Origin of the sequence: Capnocytophaga canis, from assembly GCF_043187445.1 — a bacterium.
GTDB classification, from domain to species: domain Bacteria; phylum Bacteroidota; class Bacteroidia; order Flavobacteriales; family Flavobacteriaceae; genus Capnocytophaga; species Capnocytophaga canis.
Window position 1 is genome coordinate 2,046,788 of the sequence record NZ_CP171121.1, and the last position, 19,415, is coordinate 2,066,202.

Sequence of the window (19,415 nt, forward strand, 5' to 3'; positions counted from 1 at the left end):
AATTATTATGCTTCGATTATTACAAATAGAACTTATAAAAATATGGAACAGCAAAAGTAGTCGTATTTTAATAATAGCCTACTTTGGTTCACTCGCCTTTTTAGCCTTATTTGCAACCGTAAAAATTGACTTTGGAGCTTTCGTTTTTCATTTGGCAAAGCAAGGTATTTTTGATTTCCCATTTGTATGGCATTTCAACACCTACATGGCAGCTTTCTTTAAATTATTTTTTGCTATTGTAGTGGTTTCTATGGTTGCTAATGAATACAGTAACAAAACCTTAAAGCAAAACCTTATTGATGGTTTGAGCAAAAAAGAGTTTGTGTATTCGAAGTTTCTGACCATAGTATTATTTTCTGCCATATCTACACTTGTAGTCTTTTTAGTTTCCTTAGTATTAGGGTTAATTTATTCAAAATATGATGAAATACTTATCATTTTTTCTCAATTAGAATACTTATTAGCTTATTTCGTAAAATTGGTTGGCTTCTTTACAATGTGTTTGTTTTTTAGCGTACTGACCCGAAAATCAGCTTTTTCTTTAGGTTTTTTGGCGTTGTGGTATGTTATTGAGCAATTTTTAACTATTTTTTCTCAAAGACACGAAAGTTTAGGCATCATCAAGCGGATTTTGCCACTGGAAGCCATGTCCAACCTTATCAAACAACCTTTTACCCGAATGAACGGTATCAAGGAGTTTGCTAATGAAACGGGAATAAATATTCCGTATGATTTTTCAGTGCAAATTTCTGATATTCTGATTGTTTGTTGTTGGACAATTCTTTTCGTATTAATGTCCTACAAAATCATAAAAAATAGAGATTTATAAAAAACGAAAGAATTATCCCAAAACTTGTTTTTTGTTAATTGATATATGCTTCTTTATGGCATTGAGTACAAATAAAAATCACATTTAGAGGTTAATTTTCTAAAAAATATTTGGGTGAAATATTTTTAATTATTTTACGAATAATTTATACCTTTGCATTCTTGATTTGTAAAATACCGAAAACATATGGTAAGAGTTCGATTTGCACCCAGTCCAACGGGAGCTTTACACATAGGAGGCGTACGTACCGCATTGTTCAATTACTTATTTGCTAAAAAACATGAAGGAGATTTTCTTCTTCGTATTGAGGACACAGACCAAACTCGTTACGTAGAAGGAGCTGAGCAGTACATCATTGAGGCATTAAACTGGTGTGGCATTCCGTTTGACGAAGGCGTTGGTAAAGAAGGTAAACATGCTCCCTATCGCCAAAGTGAACGAAAAGAAATTTATAAAAAGTATGCTGATGAGCTTATTCAGAAAGGAAAAGCCTATTATGCGTTTGACTCGGCTGAAGATCTTGACAATCAGCGTAAAGAATACGAATCTGCAGGAAAAACGTTCATTTATAACTGGCAAACTCGTCTTCAACTAAAGAATTCATTATCCCTTACAGAAGAAGAAGTTAAACAACGCCTTGACCGTGGTGATGAATTTGTGATTCGTTTTAAAATGCCTGAAGAAGTGCTGAAAATGAATGATTTAATACGTGGAGAGGTAATCATCGACACCAAAACCTTGGATGATAAGGTATTATTCAAAAGTGATGGAATGCCGACATATCATTTGGCAAATATTGTAGACGACCATTTGATGGAAATTTCACACGTTATCCGTGGGGAAGAGTGGTTGCCATCCTTGCCTTTACACATGCTATTATATCGTGCTTTTGGATGGGAGGCTCCGCAGTTTGCTCATTTGCCCCTAATCTTGAAGCCCGTAGGTAACGGAAAACTCAGCAAACGTGACGGAATCAAGTTGGGATTCCCCGTTTTTCCACTAGATTGGACAGAGGGAGATGCTCCACTCAAAGGGTTCAAGGGGGAAGGCTACTTTCCTGAGGCATTAGTAAATTTCTTAGCACTTTTAGGCTGGAATCCAGGTACGGATCAGGAAATATTTTCTTTGAATGAATTGATAGAACTATTTGATTTGGAGCGAGTTCATAAGGCAGGGGCTCGTTTTGACCCTGAAAAAATCAAATGGTTTAACCACCAATATCTACAGAAGAAGTCTGACAGAGAATTGGCAGACGATTTCTCGAAAATCCTTATAGAAAAAGGGATTTCTATTGCTACGGATAAGGTCGAAAAAATCGTTCATTTGATAAAAGAACGAGCTACGTTTGTGTCCGATTTTTGGGAATTAGGAAGTTATTTTTTCCAAAAACCATCCGTTTACGAGGATAAAGCGATGAAAAAGCAATGGAAAGAAAATACAGCTCAAATTTTGACCGAAGTAGCTCAAATTATCAAAGAAACTTCCAATTTTTCATCTGTTCCGTTAGAAGAAGCTGTAAAAAATCATATTACAGAAAAAGGATATAGTTTCGGACAAGTTATGCCTCCATTACGTTTGGCGTTAGTTGGTGAAATGAAAGGTGTTCACATTTTCGACATTATGGAAGTAATCGGAAAAGAGGAGACTCTACAACGAATAGAAGCTATTAAATCAATAAATGGATAAAAAAGATGACAGCGTTAAATTTTATATGGAACTCTGATGAGATTTTCTTTTCTATCGGAGGAATTGCCATTCGTTATTACAGCCTGATGTTTTTAGTTGCATTCAGTCTCGGGTGGTACGTAATGAAAAAGATATATCTCAATGAGGGAAAAACATTACAGCAGTTAGATACCTTATTGATTTATACTGCTGTGGCTACCTTAGTAGGGGCTCGTCTCGGGGATTGTTTTTTCTATAATTGGGATTATTTTCAACATAATATTTTAGAAATTTTCCTACCGATTCGTAAAAATCCGAACGAAAGTCTTTTTGGGATTATCAAAGGATGGGAGTTTACAGGATTTGCAGGTCTGGCAAGTCATGGAGCAGCCATAGGAATTATTGTTGCAATGGTTTTTTATATACGTAAGTATAAAGATATTACCCTTTCATGGGTGCTGGATCGTATCGTAATTCCGATTACCATAGGGGGAATGTTTGTTCGTTTGGGGAATTTCTTCAATTCGGAAATTAATGGAAAAGTGGTAGATTCAAGTTATCCGTTAGGGGTAAAATTTGTACAAGGAGGCGAAATTTCATCCCGACAAGCCATGGAGCTTACAGGGCAAAGCTCTCCTAAAGAAGCCTTTCATCTCATCGCTAACGATCCGCGTTTTTCTGAGGTGTTGGCAGCTATTCCATATCAACACCCCGCACAACTTTATGAAGCGGTAGGCTACTTCCTTTTGTTCTGGGTTTTGTGGTTCACCTACTGGAAAACGGACAAAAGAAAACAACCTTTCTTCATTTTCGGGTTATTTTTGGTGTTACTCTGGGGTATTCGTTTTGCAGTGGAATTTGTCAAAGAAAGTCAAGGCGGATTTGAAAGCACCTTAGGGCTTTTGTCAACAGGACAATGGTTGAGTTTGCCTTTTATTGTAGTAGGATTTTATTTATTATTTAGAAAAAAGGTGTAGAAATGGAGTTTTTTAGAAAATATTTTGTTCCTTTAGCATTAGGAATACTTGTAATTGCAGCTTTAGCATATGTTTTACCCGCTTTTTTTTCAGGAAAGGAGCAAGAAACAATGGCTTTTTCTGAAATCAAAGAGGTTGAAATAGAATTTACTAAAGAAGCGGAAGTGTCGATTTTCAAACAAGGGGAATTGGTACGTAAAATAGATATAGAATTGGCTGATACACCTAATGAAAGAGCCTTAGGGTTGATGTATCGTAAAGGAATGGACGAAAACCAAGGAATGTTTTTTATTTTTAAAGAGGAGGAGCCTCGTTCCTTCTATATGAAAAATACAGAATTTTCGTTGGATATTATCTATTTAAATAAAGATTTGCAGATAGTTAGCATTGTAAAAAGAGCTAAACCCTATGATGAGTCGTCAATGCCTTCAGAAGCACCAGCAATGTATGTTCTGGAAATCAATGGCGGGTTGTCCGATAAATGGGGTATTGATGTAGGGGATAACATTACGTATCAACTTATAAAATAGGTAACGTTTTTTTCGAAAACTTCATTTTTTTGTAGAATTCTATTTTATTTAAATTACTGAAAATCAAAAATAAAAAGCATATCTTAAACTTACATGAGTGTAAGAAACCGATCAAATAATTAGAGGATTAACCTAATATTTTGGGAAACGACTCTTTTACGTAAGAATAAAACATAACCCCATGAAAACTATGGAAGAGCGAGTGATATTAGTTGATGAAAACGACAATCCAATCGGGTTGATGGAAAAAATAGAGGCACATCAAAAAGCTTTGCTTCACAGGGCTTTCTCGGTGTTTGTGATGAACGCAAAAGGCGAGATGATGTTGCAGCAACGTGCATTACATAAGTATCATTCACCAGGGTTGTGGACAAACACTTGTTGTAGTCATCAGCGTGAAAATGAGAGTAATATCGAAGCAGGTAAGCGACGACTACAAGAAGAAATGGGCTTTACCACCGAATTGGAAGATGTTATATCGTTTATATATAAGGCGCCTTTTGATAACGGACTTACAGAGCATGAATTTGACCACGTATTGCTTGGTTTTTACGACCACGCACCTCAAATCAATTCTCAAGAAGTTGCCGATTGGAAATGGGAAACCCCTGAAAAGGTGAAAATTGATATTGATGCAAATCCTCAAAAATACACCGAGTGGTTTAAAATCATCTTTGATAGGTTTTATGATTACTTAATTGTTAATAAGTAATTTAAGATTCTGCGGGTTCTAAGACATAAATATATAAATCTTAGATTCTTGCAATGTAGGTTTTAATTGAAAATACGAATCTTTATTTTTAAAATAGATTATAAAAAATAAAATTGATATACTTATGAAAGCATATATTTTTCCAGGACAAGGAGCTCAATTTGTTGGTATGGGACTTGATTTATATGAGAAGTCAACCGTAGCCAAGGAACTTTTTAAACAAGCCGATGACATTTTAGGTTTTTCAATCACAGAAGTAATGTTTAACGGGACAGAGGAGGATTTGAAACAGACGAAAGTGACACAACCTGCCATTTTTCTACATTCCGTAGTGTTGAGTAAGGTTTTAGGGGAATCATTCCGTCCTCAAATGGTTGCAGGGCATTCATTAGGAGAATTTTCGGCACTGGTAGCTAACAAAACTCTGTCATTTGAAGACGGACTGCAACTCGTTTCCAAACGAGCTTTGGCGATGCAAAAAGCATGTGAATTACAACCAGGAACAATGGCTGCCGTATTAGGTTTGGATGATGCCGTAGTAGAAAAGGTTTGTGAATCCATCGAAGGTATTGTAACTCCTGCAAATTACAACTGTCCTGGGCAATTGGTGATCTCGGGTGAATTGAGTGCTATAGAAAAAGCCTGTGAAGCCATGAAAACCGCAGGAGCTAAACGAGCATTAGTGCTACCTGTAGGAGGGGCTTTCCATTCAGTATTGATGAAACCCGCCGAGGAAGAATTAGCAAAGGCTATTGAGAATACGCACTTTAGTAAACCTATATGTCCTGTGTATCAAAATGTAACAACAACAGCCGTCAGTGATGAAAACCAGATTAAAAAGAATCTTATCCAGCAACTAACTGCCCCTGTGAAATGGACACAGAGCATACAGCAAATGATTCAAGATGGGGCTTCTGAATTTATTGAAGTGGGGCCGGGCAAAGTGTTGCAAGGGTTGGTTAAAAAAATTAATAAAGACGCTGTAGTAAGTTCAGCTGAGTAGTTTTACAAAAATGTATTTATTACCGTAATAAAAACAAATGGGATTTAGCAGAAATTCATAAATCCCATTTTTTTGATAAAAACAATTGTTTAACGAATAGTAGAAATCTTAAAAATTAGATTTCAATTACTTATTTTCCTATTTTTCAATATAATTCCATATATTTGTTCCTTGTTTGATTTCATGTATTTTTGCATATCCAAATAGGAACGCATCTGTAAAAAAAATATACAAAAGTGTCGATTGCTTATATCTTTAAAACCGCTTGGGAAGTTTTCCGCACCTCTATCTTAGTAAACGCTTTAGGGATGTTGGTTTTGTTTCTGGTCATAACTGGATTATATATTGTTATTTTCCCGATGCTGTTAGGCATTCCTTTGGAAGAGATTTCTCGTTTTACTATACAAACACCTGAACAACTTCAAAGTATTCTTATTTCACCTGACTTTCAAATTAAATTCACAGTATTTATGTTGCTCATCAACTGCATAATAGCTCCTATGACTGCTGGGTTTTATAGCATTTTTGGGTCTGTGCAAAAAAATGAGCTTCCAACGATGAAACAATTATTTTCATTTTACAACTCTCCTTATACGGCTCGAATTTTAGGTTCTGTTTTGGTGATCACAGCCATAAAAACGATTATTTCCATACTTTTGAACTTTCTGGGTTTAGAAGTAGCAAACGTTTCTATTTCCATATTAATTTCATTGTTGGTAACACTAACAATCCCTATAATAATATTTGAAAATCTATCACTGGTTGATGCTATGAGACAAAGCTCAGCACGTATTGCACCATTCATGTTCACGGTTTTGTTAGCATTAGCTTTTGGAATCATTATGGGGTTTTCTGGAATCTTAGTTTTTGTTGTTGGAATATGTTTTACTCTACCATTCTTCTATGCCATAAATTACGCTTTGTATGCAATAACTAAAAGATAGAAATCAGCTTTATGGTTTAGCAAAGTGTTTATAAAATAATAGAATAATATAAAATTGAATAGTATGAAAAAAATCGCTTTACCTCTGCTCTTTGTAGCATCGTTTACATTGAATAGTTGTGCTGAATTGCAGCAAGTTATCAATTCAACATCTTCAACCACAGGTTTTAATATTACTGATGGATTGAAACAGGCTTTAGAAATTGGTGTTTCTAACGGGGTAGACTTACTTAGTAAAGATGGAGGCTATTTCCAAGATCAAGCCGTAAAAATTTTACTTCCTGCCGAGTTGCAAAAAGTGGATGCTACACTCCGAAAAATCGGTTTAGGAGCCTTAGCTGATGAAGGACTAAAGGTATTAAATAAAGCTGCTGAAAATGCCGTAACTGAGGCTAAACCCATTTTTGTTTCCGCCATCAAAAATATGACCATTAACGATGCTATGGGTATTTTGAAAGGAGATAATAATGCAGCAACTACTTACTTGAAAAACAATACATTTAGCTCTTTAGAAGCTGCTTTTGCACCTAAAATACAGAATTCTTTAAGCCAAGTGGGAGCTGACAAAATTTGGAGTAACTTGATAAATCGTTACAATCAATTGCCTTTAACAACTCCTGTTGAAGCCGATTTAACAACTTATGTTACCAAACAAGCTATCAACGGACTTTTTACAAAAGTAGCCGACAAAGAGAAAGAAATCCGAACCAACGTGGCAGCACGTACCACTCCATTATTGAAATCAGTTTTTGCCTTGCAAGACTAATAAAACTATTATGTTCATGAAAAAAAAGATAATAACTTTATGCACTATCGCTTCATTCGGTAGTTTACAAGCTCAACAATCTATGAGAGAACCCATCTTTACAACATCGTACGAATCGGCACCTTTTAGCGCGTTTAAGGCAGAAGATTTTAAACCTGCTATCGAAAAAGCCATCGCCGAAAGTCTAAAACAAATTGATGCGATTGCCAATTCAAAAGAAAAACCAACATTCCAAAACACTATCGAAGCGTTGGCTTACAATGGTGAAAAATTGGAGAGAATCACAGCTATTTTCTTCAATTTAAACAGTGCCGAAACTAATAAAGATTTACAAAAAGTTGCTCAAAATATTTCTCCCCTGTTGAGTGATTATTCCAATGATATTCGATTAAATGCAAATTTATTTCAGCGAGTTAAAAAGGTTTATGACGGACGTAAAAAATTAAAACTATCGCCCGAAGAAACCACTTTATTAGAAAAAACATACAAAGGCTTTACTCGCAATGGAGCCAATCTATCAGAAAAAGACAAAGAGCGTTTGCGTGAACTTGATAAAGAAACGTCGCGTTTACGTCTGCTCTTCGGGGAGAATGTATTAGCTGAAACACAGGCTTTTGAATTGCACATTACCGATAAAAATGACCTTAAAGGATTGCCTAACTTTGCTGTTGAAGCTGCAGCTCAAATTGCTACTGACCGCAAAAAACAAGGCTGGGTATTTACGTTAGATTTTCCAAGCTACAGTGCTTTTATAAAATATGCCGAAAACAGAGAGCTTCGCAAAAAAATGTTTATCGCTTTTGGAAGTCGTGGTTTCCAAAATAACAATAACGACAACCAAAAAATAGCTTTAGAAATTGCTAAACTACGTCATGAACGTGCCAATTTATTAGGTTACAAAACTCATGCTGATTTCGTTTTGGAAGAAACCATGGCTGAAAATCCAACTATAGTAAATGATTTTTTGAACAATTTGTTAGAAAAAGCGAAACCTGCAGCTCAACGTGAATTGGAAGAACTTAAAACTTTTGCTTTGGAAAGAGATGGTATTCGAGATTTCCAAAAATGGGATTTTACGTTTTACAGCGAAAAGTTAAAGCAGAAACGTTTCAATGTTGATGATGAAAAGCTAAAACCTTACCTCAGCCTTGACAATGCTGTTAGTGGAATGTTCCAAGTAGCTAACAAACTTTACGGGCTGAATTTCGAGAAAATAAATACTATTGAGAAATATCACGAAGAAGTTGAAACCTACAAAGTTACCGATGAAAAAGGGAACTATGTAGCACTGTTCTACACGGACTTCTTCCCAAGACCAGGAAAAAGAGCCGGTGCTTGGATGTCCTCTTTCAAAAATCAGTATATTAAAGATGGAGTAAATTCTCGCCCCCACGTGATTATCGTTTGTAACTTTACACGTCCCACTCAAACCCAACCTTCATTGCTTAGTTTCTACGAATTGCGTACGCTTTTCCACGAATTTGGACATGCTTTGCACGGAATTCTTGCCAATACCAAATATCCTAATCTGAGTGGAACCAGCGTTTCGCGTGATTTCGTTGAGCTCCCAAGCCAAGTATTGGAGAACTGGTGTTCGGAGGAAGAAACCTTAGCATTGTTCGCAAGACACTATGAAACTAATGAGCTGATTCCCATGGAACTTGTTCATAAGATTAAAGAATCATCTGCTTTTATGGAAGGATTACAAACCATGCGTCAGTTAGGTTTTGGCGTTTTGGATATGGCGTGGCACAATTCAAATCCGAATACAATTAAAAACATTAAATCATTCGAGGATAAGGCTGTTGCACCAACGGAATTATACCCAAAAATTGATGACACTTGCATTTCGACCGCCTTTTCACATATTTTCCAAGGAGGATACGCCGCTGGATATTACAGCTACAAATGGTCAGAAGTATTGGATGCAGATGCTTTTCAAGTGTTCAAAGAAAAAGGAATTTTCAATCGAGAAGTAGGAAATAGTTTTAAAGAACATATCCTCAGCAAAGGAGGCAGTGAAAAATCAATGGAACTTTACAAACGCTTCCGCGGAAAAGAGCCTTCTCCCGACGCTCTGATGAAACGTGCCGGACTTGTAAAATAAAACATAATACATTCATAATCAAAATCCAACTTTGTCGAAATCTAAAAACTTCGACAAAGTTTTTTTAAATTATTTACACTCTAAAAATATATTATCGGTTAATTTATTAAAAAAATGAAACAATTTTTATCTTTAATCATATGTTTTTGTATATCAACAGTTTGCGGACAAAACAAAATCTTGAAAGGACAAATCGTAGGAGAAAAAGGAGAGTCGGTTGAATATGCGAATATTGGTGTTGTTGGAACATATAAAGGAGTAATTTCCGATGAAAAAGGATATTTTAGCATTGATATTTCAACTCAAAAACCGATAGATAGTATCTATTTTTCCCATTTGAGTTATCATAGAAAAGCAATAGCAATTAAAGACATCCCTTCAGATTCCAAAATAATCTTGAAAGAAAATCACATCGAATTGACCCCCGTGGTGGTTTTTGATAAAGAGCCTAAATTGCGAACCATCAAAGGTAGAGGCACTCGTTTCCCTGGTGCAACAATAAGTTTTGGGAAATATTCGGAAAATGACAAAGAAAATAGCTCCTCCCACGAGAAAAGTAATACTACTTATAAAGCAACACAAATTAGTGTCGGTGATTTTGTAACCCTAAGCCAAGAGTATGTTGCACGAGAATTTCATATTACATGCTTGAAAAATATCTCTGGTAAAACGCTGTTTCGTTTGAACTTCTACAAGGTTGAAGCTGATGAATCACTCGTCCCTCTGACCGAAAAACCCATATATATTGATTTTCCACAAGTCACAGAAAAGACTGATTTTGCAGAAAAGATCTATGTGAATTTACCCAAAGGAAAAATTTGGATAGAATTATCATTAGTTGATATTCAAGGGGATAATTACAATATTCTCTTCCCGATAGCATTCTCAGGAGGATGGGTTAGATATGACGGCAAGTTCCAAAAAATTCCTTTAGGACTCGGAGTGTCTTTTGCAATCAAAGGTCATAAAACAAAGATTTAAGTAAAAAGCATGATTCATGGTAGATTTGGTTAAAAAAGTAATGAATACACTCAAAAGTCTACCCAGACTCGCAAAGCTATAAAAAACATTTTTAAAAGTCAATATTAATTTTAGAAATGTTTTTTATAATTTTGGGGAAAATCAAAAAACATTTTTTATTGAACAGAAAACGCAATTAAAAGGACTTATATTCTATTGAATTTCAATAAAATAATAACTAAGCTACGAGTTATATCCTTGTACGAAGCCAGTGCAAAAAAATAAAATTTTATAACTAAATTGATTGATTATGAACAAATTTCTTTTCGGTATAGGCGTTATATTAACTTCAATAATTTCCTATTTTACTTTTCTTTGGTTTCATATTTTTAATCATTCCAATAGCAGAGAGGAAGCTATCGAATCTTTCGATAAAAATATTCCAGATCTTATAAACAACACTATCGGTATTACCGCTTTTTGTATCCTATTAGGATTTATTTCAATTTTTTGTTTTTACTTGTCTGCAACAAAAAGTAATGGTATTTTTAAGAAAATTAACTTTCTTTTCTTATCCTTAAGCCTTTTTATATCTCTTTGGTATATTTGGACCTTATTGTAAATTTAACTTTTTGTGATTGTTCGTTTTAGAATTATATACTATAAAACCTCTCTAAAAATAACACACAGATAAAATGCTGAAAATAAACCACATAGGCACATAGTTTTTCTATGCTTCTATGTGGTTTTCCTTTAGCCTTTCCCTCAATTGCAAAATAGTAATTAACATATGTTCCTCTTTCGTCTAATCAAATTACAAAAAAGAGACCGCCCTTTTGGGGACAGCCTCTTTTAATTAATAATTGAAATATCTCGATTTTTTAGAAACTCCTATCTTAGGTTTGTGAAAATCACAAAAAACTTGCTCAAGCTCCTTAAAATGTAAAGAAAGCAGTGTGGTAGATAAAGCAATAACAGAGATTCGCGAGACATTTTTTTATATCCTTAGAAATCAATATAACTTCACAAAGGATTAGTCAACGAAAGCGTGTCTGTATTTTTTAACTTTGTTCCAAGCTCCACGCGTAAAATCAGGGATTTCAACTGGTGCACTTCCGTTCTCTAATGACAATTTAGAAAGAGGCACCAAGCAAGACCATTCTGCTAAATCATACACATCCATATCCAAAGGAAGTCCATTTCTTAGACAGTACACCAAACGATAGTCCATGATGAAATCCATACCTCCGTGTCCACCCACCTTTTTAGCTTGTTCTTCCAATTCAATATGGATTCTGTGTTTGTATTTTTGCATCAATGCTTTTTTCACATCTTCAGGGACAAATCCATGAGAATTCAAATTTTCGTGATTAGGCACATCATCTTTTGAAATATTCTCAGGTTCAATAGTATATCCTTGTGTAGGATATTTGTTAGCAAATCCTTGTGTTCCAGTTAGTTGATACATACGTGAATACGGACGAGGAGTCATTACATTGTGCTGAATTTGCATTGTTTTTCCTTTTTCCGTTTTAATCATTGTCATAGTATGATCTCCGTTTTGGAAATTATCTCCATTTTTACCTGTCAATTGCTCATATAATTTCTTCCCTTTGAAAGGTTTGGTGTCAAAAGAAACCAAATAATTCATTTTATCACCTCGGTGAATGTCAAGAGCTTGACAAGCAGGTCCCATTCCATGTGTAGGATATACATCGCCACGGTGTTTTGCATTGTAATCTAAACGCCAATTATTCCAATAAGCTTTCCAGAAATCATCCAAACTATGGATGTAAGACCCCTCAGCATGGATTACTTCACCGAATAGCCCTTGCTGAGCCATATTAAGTGAAGTCAATTCGAAATAGTCGTACACGCAATTTTCAAGCATCATGCAATGCAGACGTTTTTTTTCAGCCATATTAATCAAGGCCCAAATATCCTCCATAGTCATTGCTCCTGGTACTTCAATGGCTACATGTTTTCCTTGCTCCATAGCATATAAAGCCATAGGGACATGCGTTTCCCAGTCAGTTACAATGTAAACAAGATCTACATCCTCTCTTTCGCAAAGAGCCTTCCAAGCGTCCTGTGAACCGCTATAACCTGGAACCCTTGCTAAACCAGCTTTTTCTAAGATTTGCTGAGATTTTTCTACTCGTTCAGGACGTATGTCAGCAAGAGCTGCTATTTTTGCTCCAGGAATGTGTGTAAAACGTTGCACCGCACTAGGTCCTCGCATTCCCAATCCTATAAAACCTACGCGAACAGTTTCCAGCTTCGGAGTTACCAAATTTACCACGTCCGTTTGACCTGCAGGACGTTTTGGAGTTTCAACCTTGATAGGCTGATACACTATTTTGTCCATTGAGGTGGCTCCCACTTGTTTAGTTTTACAAGCCACAAGGCTTAGGCAGAGCATACCGCCTAAAAGCATTCGATTGATTTTTTTGAACATCTTATTATATCTAAAAGGTTAATAACAAATTTTAGCAAAGGTACTGATTTTAAAGAAAAATACAAAATTTTTAAAACACTTCATAACAACCTTATTCAGGTAATTAACAAGTGTTCTTATTCTTCCGCTAAATATATTGAATGTCAAGATAAAAGGAAAATATATTATTTTGTTCAGATACAATTTATGCTTGTAACGGCACCAAATTTCTTAGTTACATGAATTTGTTGTTAAAAAAAACATGCTTCGTTAGGGAATTATATTCTTATGTTTTATGTGGAAAAAAAGCATAAATTTATCTTTCGTAATGCAGATAAATATATAAAGTATTTTTTGTCGTTATAAAAAAAAGGAAGTATCTTTGCGTTTATAAAATCGACGACCTATGTTAGACACAAACAAACTATCCATTGGAATTCTTTTGCCGATTGAGTCCTATGAGGGGGCTATCCCAAAAATGGAAAATCAAATCCGACTTATTCAACAAGCCGAGGCTTATGGTTTCGAGTCTATCTGGGTACGAGATATTCCGCTTAATAATCCTGAATTTAAAGAAGTTGGACAAATCTACGACCCTTGGATTTATCTATCACATGTGGCTACATTAACTCGATCAATCAAATTCGGAATCGCTAGTGTGATTTTACCTTTGCGACATCCGTTGCATGTTGCTAAAGCTAGTGCAAGTTTAGATGTGTTATTTCCGAATCGCTTTCATATGGGAGTTGCTTCGGGTGATCGCCCCGTGGAATATCCTGCATTCAACAAGCCCTTTGAATTAAGGAGCGCTCAGGTTTCTGAACACATGCGGTTACTCAAGGACCTATGGTCAAGGGATTTCCCTGTTTACAATAACGACTATGGAACACTGATGGAAAATGTAGGAGATGTTGTACCTAAGCCCATCAAAAAAAGTATTCCTATGTATGTCACTGGACATGTGGGAGGTGTGAATTTGGAATGGATTGCGAAGAACTCAGATGGATGGATTTACTATCCCCGAGAGTTTACTTTTACAGGAAAAATCGTAAAGGATTGGCAGGATACGTTGGATAAAGAAGGTCAACCCCGAAAACCTTATATCCAACCCGTATACATCGACCTGATGGAAGACCCCGATTTTGAACCTCAAAAAATGGACTTAGGATTCCGCTTGGGTCGAAATTATTTAGTGGATATGTTCCTTACGTTGCAGAAAATAGGTGTAAATCACGCTATGTTGGTGCTAAAATATAGTTCTCGCCCAGTAGATGTTATTTTGGACGAAATTGGACGAGAAATTTTGACGCAATTACGTTAATTTAAAGTGTATTTTGTAGTTTTTTATTTGAATACAAATATTTCCACACTAAGTATAAATAAATACTAAGAAGAAATTTATTAAAGTAAATCCTAAATCTATGACAATCACTCAATTTCAATATGTGTTAGCTGTTGCTAAACATCAGAATTTTTCGACTGCTGCTGAAAATAGTTTCGTTACACAACCTACATTGAGTATGCAAATTCAAAAGTTGGAAGAGGAATTGGGGGTTATCATTTTCGATAGAACAAAAAAACCTCTGCAACCCACAGATATAGGTAAACAAATTATCAAACAGGCTCAAATCATTGTGAATGAATCAGAACGAATGAGCGACATTGTTGCACAGCAAAAGGGAGTTATCGGCGGTGAATTCAATGTGGGAATCATACCAACTGTATCGCCTACTTTGTTACCTATGTTCTTAACAAATTTCATCAATAAGTATCCTAAAGTGTCTCTAAAAATTGAAGAACACAGTACCAAAACCTTGATAAACTACGTAGAAGATGGAACCTTAGACGCAGCCATATTGGCAACTCCTCTGCATCGACCTAACATTGTTGAAAAACCCTTGTTTTATGAACCTTTTATGGCATATATTCCTAACAATCATAAACTTCAGAACTCAAAAACTATTACCTCTGACGATTTAGATATCAACGACATATTAATGTTAGAGGATGGTCATTGCTTCAAAGATACTGTATTGAATATCTGCAATCAGGACATCGTCGATTCTAAAAAACGATTTGAACTCAAAAGTGGTAGCTTCGAAACTCTAATACGATTGGCAAATGAAGGCTTAGGAATGACTCTTTTACCATACTTACATACACTTGAGCTGAAAGAAGAAGAGAAAAAAAATATCCACCACTTTGCGACTCCATATCCTGCAAGAGAAATCAGTTTAGTACATCACAAGAATGAGTTGAAAGCCCAAAATATCAAAGCCTTGCATGAAGTGATATCGGGTGTGGTTCGAGGTGCTATCGCTTTTCACGATGTCAAAATAATTAGTCCTACACGAAAATCACTCGCTTAAAAAGAGATAAAACAAAAGATTTTACTATCAATAAAAACAACTCTAAAATACAAGATGTTAATTTTTTTATAATTAACACTTTTCATTCCCTTTGAAACATAAACATTGTTATTAACTATTTTTAACTAATATATCTCTGTACTAAGGTTAATCGGAACAAATTAATGGATAATTTCATTTTAAACATTAACAATTCAACTTTGTTAAAATTAAAACAATTCTTGAATAGAAGAGGCTTCATAGACTTTATATATTGTCTAAAATAAAAAAAAGAAATAAATTTGCACCTAGTAAAGAGATGATATATTATGCCGTTATTTGAAACTATTAATGTAAATGAGAAAACTCAGCTCTATATCTGGAAAGTTTCCGAAACATTAGAAGACCTAACTGAGGGAGTTGTTCTCAATGGAGAACATCAATCTAAGTTTGACTCATTGAAAGTTGAATCCGCAAAAAAGAATTTTATTGCCGTTCGCCGAATTCTAAAAGATTTAGGGTATTCTTCTGATGATTTGTTTTATAACCATGAAGGGAAACCATACCTAAGAGATGGGAAAACAATTTCCATAAGTCATTCGTTTGACATGGTGTGCTTGATTGTTGGAGAAAAGCCCGTGGGTGTGGACATCGAAAAAAAGCGACGAAAAATCATTGATATTTCCGAAAAATTCACACAATGGGATTATCGAAGTACTTCTTTCTCGCAGAAAAATGTTTTACAAAAACTCACGATGATTTGGTCTGCAAAAGAGGCAGGATATAAAGCCCACGGGAAGTCTGGAATTACAGCAGAACATATTTTGGTGAAAGATTTTTTCCCGAATGATTCTGAAACCAAAATCAAAATTGAAAAAACGTTCTATGATGTTTCTTTCATAAATGTTGAAGATTATGTTCTGGCATACTGCCTGTAAACAATCAATTAGAAATAAAAATCACGAATTGTAAATTGTTAACAATTCGTGATTTTTCTATTTATCAGGCAGAAATAATGTCTTTTTTCATAGCACTTTTAAATTCCCCAATCGGCTTTATATTTTTGATAATTTTCGGGATTTATTGAGCGTATACCATTGTCCAACAAACGCACTTTGTAACCCAATGAAAGTGCATCATTCACGCTATATGCCACACAAAAATCACCTGCCAACCCACAGAACGTTAGCTCCGTAATGTTTTTATCTTTCAAAAAACCGTGAAGCCCTGTATTATTACGTTTATTGTTATCAAAGAAAGCACTGTAACTATCCACCTCAGGATTCATTCCCTTACGGAAAATAGCGGCTATGCGATGTGTGTCCAAATCCTGATGTAAACTGGCTCCAAAAGTATCCTGTACGCAATGGTCTGTCCAAAGTACTTGATCAATTCCATGTAAGTTAATCACTTCAAAAGGTTTTCTACCTTCATGATTGGAAGCAAAACTTTGATGGTTTTGCGGATGCCAATCTTGAGTGGCTACCACTAAATCATAATCTTTATACATTTCTTGATTTATGAACGGAACGATTTGATCTCCCTCTGCAACAGGCAACGTTCCTGAGGGCATAAAATCATTTTGTACATCAATGATAATAAGAGCTTTCATCTGTATAAAAAATTATCAATTAGAAAAACGAAAAATTTAATCAATGCTTATTTCGTCAACAAACAAAAATGCTAATTTACCTTTTGCTTGTTGGTGCCATTCAGGAATACTTCGTTCCGAAGTGATTTTTACTTTCACATAGCGTGTTTTTAAAGGTTCAAAACCTAAACTGTGCGTACGTATTTCTTGAATGTGTTTCGATTCTTGTGAATATTGTTCTGATGCAATTTCTTTAAAATTAACACCATCATCAGAGACTGCTACCGAACAGCTACGTGCATCATATATCCAATCGCCTGTAATGACATTCGTATTGAACGATACTTTGGAAATTTCCTTAGCTTCACCCAAATCAATTACTGCCTCTAAATCATCACCTGAAAAACCTATCCAGCGTCCTGTTCGGAAGTTATTTGTTCCTACGTTACCATCGACCAATACGGAAGCTCCTTTGTATTTGTAGGATGGATAGATGTTTGTCAACATTTTGATGGGACGTGCCGTTGCTTTATTGAATTTGAAATCCTCGGAGAAAACACGGGTTTTTCCATTTTTACGAATTCCTACCGCGCGTACTTTAGCATCTTGATTGATTTTAATAGGTTCAGTGTACTTTGTTGATTTCTCAGAAGGTTCGGAACCGTCCAAAGTATAGTAAACCGTCGCATTATCTAAAGTTGTAAAAGCTACTTGTATCGTTCCTTCACTTTCTAAAGTTGTTATATCTACCTTCAAATCAAAAATATGTGTCGCATAGTTATAGCCTTGTGCATCATAAATTTTGATAATAGAAGGTATGCGTTGTAGAAAATCGTCATAATTTTTCTTTTCAGGTTGTGTCCATTGTACTTCTGCAAGTGCTGCAAAACGTGGCAAGGTCATGTACTGAACGTGTTTAAACGTTTTTATATACTCTGTCCAGGTATTAGCCTGTACTCCAAGTATTCTCTTTTGTTGCTCAGGAGTAAGTCCCTCTGGAATTGGCTCAAAACTATATACTCTTTCCACTGGCACATAACCTCCTATAGCAAGTGGTTCTTGATCAATATCTTGTGATTGATAGTAATCAAAATACATAAACGACATTGGACTCATAATTGCATCATGTCCTGTTTTCGCTGCAAATGTACCACCTTCGATACCTCTCCATGACATTACCGTAGCGTTCGGAGCAATTCCTCCTTCCAAAATCTCATCCCAACCGATAATTTTTCTACCCTTACTGGCTAAAACTCTTTCAGCAAAGGAAATTACATGACTTTGCAGATATTCCTCAGCTGTATGCTTATCATCGCCTTTTATTCCTAATTCTTTGATTTTTAACTGACAATCTTTATTCGTTTTCCACTGTACTTTTGGACATTCATCACCACCAATGTGGATATACTCCGAAGGAAAAATCTCTGTAACTTCCTCTAAAATAGTTTGGATAAATTCATATGTTTCTGGCTTCCCTACATTCAAAACATCGTCTGAAACTCCCCATTGCCCCCATACACTGTAAGGGCCTTCGTGGCAACCCAATTCTGGATATGAAGCTATCGCAGCCAACATGTGTCCTGGTAAATCAATTTCAGGAATAATAGTAATATGACGATCTTGGGCATATGCTACCAATTCTTTCAATTCATCTTGAGTATAAAATCCTCCGTGTGGAATACCATCATATTTACCTGAATTTCTACCAATTACAGTTTGTGAACGTGTAGAACCTACAACCGTAAGATTTGGATATTTTTTTGATTCTACACGCCATCCTTGGTCATCGGTTAAATGCCAATGGAACGTATTGATATTGTGCAATGCAAGCATATCAATAAAAATTCGAATAGAATCGGTTGTAAAAAAATGACGTGCCGAATCCAAGTGAGCTCCACGATACGCAAATCGAGGTGCATCGCTGATTTCGACTGCATTAAAAACCACTTTTTGTGTTTTCTCTAATGGAATTGACTTACGAAGTGTTTGCACCCCGTAGAAAATACCCGCTGAAGAAGCTCCTTGAATGGTAATTGATTTCTGATTTACGGTGAGTTGATATGCCTCTTTATTATCAGAAGCTAAGCCTTTTGACAGTTTTATTACGTTGTCAATTTCTGCAGTTTCTTCTACTACAGAGAGAGACATTCCTGTCTGTTCCTTAACATACTCTGCTAAAAAATCGGCATTTCTCTTTAAGGCTTCATCTCCCTTAGGATAGGTGATTTTTGTTGAAGAATTGAGCAAAAAAGGTTGCTCATTAGTAGTCTTTTGAATCGAATTTGGCAGAGGAACCACATGATAGTCCGCTGAAACGCTTGATTCTTTCCCCGTATCACAGGATGCAAACATCACCGTGAACGCTAAACTTGCAAGTATACTTTTTAATTTCATTTTGGTTATAACTTTTTATATTGTTATTCCGTTAAAATATTTATTGGTTTCACAAAAATTTGAGTCAAGACAGCAACATAAATTCTTGATTCCAGGGAAACCTGTTTTTATAACATAAATCCAAAACTTTGTCAAAGTCTTTTTGATTTTGAC

16 protein-coding genes are annotated in these 19,415 nt (G+C 35.4%); 13 read left to right on the plus strand and 3 right to left on the minus strand.

Features of this window, described 5'->3' with window-relative positions; genetic code table 11:
• Positions 1-7 precede the first annotated feature (7 nt).
• The 10 genes from ACF3OB_RS08710 (at position 8) to ACF3OB_RS08755 (ending at position 10,513) form a co-directional block, all read left to right on the plus strand.
• Positions 8-829: an ABC transporter permease gene (locus ACF3OB_RS08710; protein ID WP_095911857.1), complete on the plus strand. Its 822-nt coding sequence runs from the start codon at positions 8-10 to the stop codon at positions 827-829.
• A 186-nt stretch (positions 830-1,015) separates the two neighbouring features.
• Positions 1,016-2,515, plus strand: coding sequence for a glutamate--tRNA ligase (gltX, locus tag ACF3OB_RS08715; protein ID WP_095911856.1), 1,500 nt, complete (start codon positions 1,016-1,018; stop codon positions 2,513-2,515).
• A 5-nt stretch (positions 2,516-2,520) separates the two neighbouring features.
• Entirely contained in the window at positions 2,521-3,471 is a 951-nt protein-coding gene (lgt, locus tag ACF3OB_RS08720; protein WP_042345102.1) for a prolipoprotein diacylglyceryl transferase, read from the plus strand.
• 2 nt (positions 3,472-3,473) lie between these two features.
• Entirely contained in the window at positions 3,474-4,001 is a 528-nt protein-coding gene (locus tag ACF3OB_RS08725; RefSeq protein ID WP_392447483.1) for a DUF192 domain-containing protein, read from the plus strand.
• A gap of 190 nt (positions 4,002-4,191) precedes the next feature.
• Complete coding sequence (gene idi, locus ACF3OB_RS08730; protein WP_042005935.1) at positions 4,192-4,713, plus strand: isopentenyl-diphosphate Delta-isomerase; 522 nt, start codon at positions 4,192-4,194, stop codon at positions 4,711-4,713.
• Positions 4,714-4,837: 124 nt separating this feature from the next.
• Complete coding sequence (gene fabD, locus ACF3OB_RS08735; RefSeq protein WP_392447485.1) at positions 4,838-5,716, plus strand: ACP S-malonyltransferase; 879 nt, start codon at positions 4,838-4,840, stop codon at positions 5,714-5,716.
• A gap of 236 nt (positions 5,717-5,952) precedes the next feature.
• A complete protein-coding gene (locus ACF3OB_RS08740) occupies positions 5,953-6,660 on the plus strand; it encodes a beta-carotene 15,15'-monooxygenase (RefSeq protein WP_157909095.1) in 708 nt (235 codons plus the stop codon).
• Between the two features lie 63 nt (positions 6,661-6,723).
• On the plus strand, positions 6,724-7,425 hold the full coding sequence (locus tag ACF3OB_RS08745; RefSeq protein WP_042009060.1) for a DUF4197 domain-containing protein: 702 nt from the start codon (positions 6,724-6,726) through the stop codon (positions 7,423-7,425).
• Positions 7,426-7,507: 82 nt separating this feature from the next.
• Positions 7,508-9,532, plus strand: a complete 2,025-nt coding sequence (locus tag ACF3OB_RS08750) for a M3 family metallopeptidase (protein WP_392448779.1) — start codon at positions 7,508-7,510, stop codon at positions 9,530-9,532.
• A gap of 114 nt (positions 9,533-9,646) precedes the next feature.
• A complete protein-coding gene (locus ACF3OB_RS08755; protein WP_392447487.1) occupies positions 9,647-10,513 on the plus strand; it encodes a carboxypeptidase-like regulatory domain-containing protein in 867 nt (288 codons plus the stop codon).
• Positions 10,514-11,525: 1,012 nt separating this feature from the next.
• Here the strand turns inward: ACF3OB_RS08755 and ACF3OB_RS08760 are convergent.
• Positions 11,526-12,950: a Gfo/Idh/MocA family protein gene (locus ACF3OB_RS08760; RefSeq protein ID WP_042346683.1), complete on the minus strand. Its 1,425-nt coding sequence runs from the start codon at positions 12,948-12,950 to the stop codon at positions 11,526-11,528.
• A 385-nt stretch (positions 12,951-13,335) separates the two neighbouring features.
• Between ACF3OB_RS08760 and ACF3OB_RS08765 the strand changes: the two genes are divergently transcribed.
• The 3 genes from ACF3OB_RS08765 to ACF3OB_RS08775 all read left to right on the plus strand — a co-directional run bounded on the left by ACF3OB_RS08765 (position 13,336) and on the right by ACF3OB_RS08775 (position 16,215).
• Positions 13,336-14,250, plus strand: a complete 915-nt coding sequence (locus tag ACF3OB_RS08765; protein WP_172919400.1) for a TIGR03571 family LLM class oxidoreductase — start codon at positions 13,336-13,338, stop codon at positions 14,248-14,250.
• 100 nt (positions 14,251-14,350) lie between these two features.
• Positions 14,351-15,298: a hydrogen peroxide-inducible genes activator gene (locus ACF3OB_RS08770; protein WP_095893426.1), complete on the plus strand. Its 948-nt coding sequence runs from the start codon at positions 14,351-14,353 to the stop codon at positions 15,296-15,298.
• A 308-nt stretch (positions 15,299-15,606) separates the two neighbouring features.
• Entirely contained in the window at positions 15,607-16,215 is a 609-nt protein-coding gene (locus ACF3OB_RS08775; protein WP_042009387.1) for a 4'-phosphopantetheinyl transferase superfamily protein, read from the plus strand.
• A 98-nt stretch (positions 16,216-16,313) separates the two neighbouring features.
• Here the strand turns inward: ACF3OB_RS08775 and pncA are convergent, their stop codons facing one another.
• Both pncA and ACF3OB_RS08785 read right to left on the minus strand, forming a co-directional pair.
• Positions 16,314-16,889, minus strand: coding sequence for a bifunctional nicotinamidase/pyrazinamidase (gene pncA, locus ACF3OB_RS08780; protein ID WP_172918126.1), 576 nt, complete (start codon positions 16,887-16,889; stop codon positions 16,314-16,316).
• 36 nt (positions 16,890-16,925) lie between these two features.
• Complete coding sequence (locus tag ACF3OB_RS08785) at positions 16,926-19,262, minus strand: family 20 glycosylhydrolase (RefSeq protein WP_392447489.1); 2,337 nt, start codon at positions 19,260-19,262, stop codon at positions 16,926-16,928.
• Positions 19,263-19,415 lie beyond the last annotated feature (153 nt).

What these genes read in the sequence shown, in the direction of transcription:
- pncA (WP_172918126.1), bottom strand. Translation starts at nt 16,889, where the DNA reads ATGAAAGCTCTTATTATCATTGATGTACAAAATGATTTTATGCCCTCA.
- fabD (WP_392447485.1), top strand. Translation starts at nt 4,838, where the DNA reads ATGAAAGCATATATTTTTCCAGGACAAGGAGCTCAATTTGTTGGTATG.
- ACF3OB_RS08770 (WP_095893426.1), top strand. Translation starts at nt 14,351, where the DNA reads ATGACAATCACTCAATTTCAATATGTGTTAGCTGTTGCTAAACATCAG.
- ACF3OB_RS08785 (WP_392447489.1), bottom strand. Translation starts at nt 19,262, where the DNA reads ATGAAATTAAAAAGTATACTTGCAAGTTTAGCGTTCACGGTGATGTTT.
- lgt (WP_042345102.1), top strand. Translation starts at nt 2,521, where the DNA reads ATGACAGCGTTAAATTTTATATGGAACTCTGATGAGATTTTCTTTTCT.
- ACF3OB_RS08725 (WP_392447483.1), top strand. Translation starts at nt 3,474, where the DNA reads ATGGAGTTTTTTAGAAAATATTTTGTTCCTTTAGCATTAGGAATACTT.
- ACF3OB_RS08745 (WP_042009060.1), top strand. Translation starts at nt 6,724, where the DNA reads ATGAAAAAAATCGCTTTACCTCTGCTCTTTGTAGCATCGTTTACATTG.
- ACF3OB_RS08750 (WP_392448779.1), top strand. Translation starts at nt 7,508, where the DNA reads ATGAGAGAACCCATCTTTACAACATCGTACGAATCGGCACCTTTTAGC.
- ACF3OB_RS08765 (WP_172919400.1), top strand. Translation starts at nt 13,336, where the DNA reads ATGTTAGACACAAACAAACTATCCATTGGAATTCTTTTGCCGATTGAG.
- ACF3OB_RS08760 (WP_042346683.1), bottom strand. Translation starts at nt 12,950, where the DNA reads ATGTTCAAAAAAATCAATCGAATGCTTTTAGGCGGTATGCTCTGCCTA.
- ACF3OB_RS08755 (WP_392447487.1), top strand. Translation starts at nt 9,647, where the DNA reads ATGAAACAATTTTTATCTTTAATCATATGTTTTTGTATATCAACAGTT.
- gltX (WP_095911856.1), top strand. Translation starts at nt 1,016, where the DNA reads ATGGTAAGAGTTCGATTTGCACCCAGTCCAACGGGAGCTTTACACATA.
- ACF3OB_RS08775 (WP_042009387.1), top strand. Translation starts at nt 15,607, where the DNA reads ATGCCGTTATTTGAAACTATTAATGTAAATGAGAAAACTCAGCTCTAT.
- idi (WP_042005935.1), top strand. Translation starts at nt 4,192, where the DNA reads ATGGAAGAGCGAGTGATATTAGTTGATGAAAACGACAATCCAATCGGG.
- ACF3OB_RS08710 (WP_095911857.1), top strand. Translation starts at nt 8, where the DNA reads ATGCTTCGATTATTACAAATAGAACTTATAAAAATATGGAACAGCAAA.